Annotated in this window: 1 protein-coding gene; it reads right to left on the reverse strand. The window is 71.0% G+C overall.

Features of this window, described 5'->3' with window-relative positions; all coding sequences use genetic code 11:
• On the reverse strand, nt 1-2,218 hold a 2,218-nt coding region (locus IE269_RS42595), incomplete at its 3' end, for an acyltransferase domain-containing protein (RefSeq protein WP_318299710.1).
• Nucleotides 2,219-2,257: the final 39 nt, after the last annotated feature.

The following is a 2,257-nucleotide window of genomic DNA, read 5'->3' on the forward strand; positions in this document are numbered from 1 at the left end:
CAGGAGCCGCCGAATCCTCCGCCGGAGCCCCCAGCACCAGCTCGCCGACGCTCAGCACCGGCTCACCCGCAGCATCCACCAGCTCAGCCGCCAGCACGCCCTGGCCATTCGTCACGATCCGAGCCCGCACCACCGAAGCACCCGCCGCATGCAACGACACCCCACGCCAGGAAACAGGCACCAACTCCCGCTCCCCCACCACCTCCCGCACCACTTCCGCCAACAAGGCCGGATGCAGACCGTAGAACTCCAGGTCCTCGCTGCGGCTCGGCAGGGAAGCCTCGATGGTGGTCTCGTCGCCGGTCAGGGTCAGCACAGTCCCCTTGGGGTGCAGCCGTCCACTGGCGTGGCAGACCCAAGGCCCGTCGGGCATCTCCTCGGGATGCGAGTAGCAGGCGACTGTGCGGGCGCCGGTCTCGTCCGGAGCGCCGACCGTCACCTGGACGACCACGGCGCCCGTCACGGGCAGGACGAGCGGCATCTCGGTGAGGGTGAGTTCACCGACGTGCTCGCACTCGGCCTGTTCACCGGCCCGCAGCACCATCTCCAGCAGGCCCTCGCTCGGGAAGGTCACGGGTCCGCCGTCTGAGCCGTCCGCGAGCCACGGCAAAGCGGCCAGCGTCAGCCGGCCGGAGAGCAGCATGCTCCCGCCGGAGTCCGCCGGGGTGACGGCCGCACCCAAAAGGGCGTGCCCGGTCGGGGCGAGGCCCGCGCCCGCGACGTCGCCCGTGCGGACGGCCGGAACCGGCCAGTACCGCTCACGCTGGAAGGCGTATGTGGGCAGGTCCACCCGGCGGGCGCCGCTGTCGTCGTACAGCCGTGCCCAGTCGACTCCCACGCCCGCGCAGTGGAGCCGCGCCAGCCCGTCGATCAGGGTGCCCTCTTCATCCCGGCCGTCGCGCAGCACCGGTGCGCACACGACGTCCGCCGGGTCATCGGCGTCCAGGATCTCGCGGGTGAGGGCGGTCAGTACTCCGTCCGGGCCGAGCTCGGCGAAGGCCGTGGCTCCGGCCGCGTGCAGTGCTCGTACGTCGTCGGCGAACCGTACGGTCTCCCGGACATGCCGCACCCAGTACTCCGGGTCGCACACCATCGCGCTCTCGGTGGCCATCGGTATCGCCGGAGCCGAGAACGTCAGGCCCGCGACCACCGCACGGAACTCCGCCAGCATCGGGTCCATCAAAGGCGAGTGGAACGCGTGCGAGACCCTGAGCCGGGAGGTCTTCCGGCCCAGCCCCCGGAAGTGCGCGTCGATCGTCACGACGGCGTCCTCCGTACCGGACACGACCAGCGAGGTGGGGCCGTTGACGGCCGCGACGGCTACGAACTCGTCGAGCAGCGGCCGCACTTCGTCTTCGGTGGCCTGTACCGCGAGCATGGCTCCGCCCTCGGGCAGTGCCTGCATCAGTCGGCCGCGCGCCGCCACCAGCGTGCACGCGTCGGCGAGCGACAGCACCCCCGCCACATAGGCGGCCGTGATCTCACCCACCGAATGACCGGCCACGAAGTCCGGCCGGACACCCAGCGACTCGACGAGCCGGAACAACGCCACTTCCACCGCGAACAGGCCGGTCTGGGCATACGCGGTGCTGTTCAGCGCATCGACGTCCTGGCCCCACAGCATGTCCCGGACCGGTGCGTCCCACTCGGCACACACCGCGTCGAAGGCCGCCGCGAACACCGGGAAGCGGACGTACAACTCCCGACCCATTCCCAGCCGTTGCGAGCCCTGCCCGGAGAACAGCACGGCGAGGGACCGTTCACGGGCCAGTCCGCGTGCGACCTCGACACCGTCCACCAGCACCGCACGGTGCGCGAAACGCGCCCGCGAGACCGCCAGCGAGAAACCCACGTCGAGCGCGGACCCCGCCACCCCCGACAACCGCTCCAGCTGCGCGTCCAACGCGGCCTGCGACCTGCCGGACACCACCTGCGGCGTCACGATCGTCGCCCCGGCAGGTTCGGCGGGCACTTCGGACGGCCGGCCCGTCTCGATCGACGCCTCGGCCGCCTGCTCCAGAACGATGTGCGCGTTGGTGCCGCTGAGACCGAACGAGGAGACACCCGCCCGCCAGGGCCGGTCTACCTCCGGCCAACTCGTTTTGTGCGCGAGCAGGTTGATGGAGCCCGTCGTCCAGTCGACGTGGCTGGAGGGTGCGTCCACGTGCAGAGTGCGCGGCAGCACACCCGCCCGCATCGCCATCACCATCTTGATCACACCCGCCACACCCGCCGCAGCCTGCGTATGACCGATGTT

The organism is Streptomyces spiroverticillatus, assembly GCA_014650415.1.
Lineage (GTDB): Bacteria > Actinomycetota > Actinomycetes > Streptomycetales > Streptomycetaceae > Streptomyces > Streptomyces spiroverticillatus.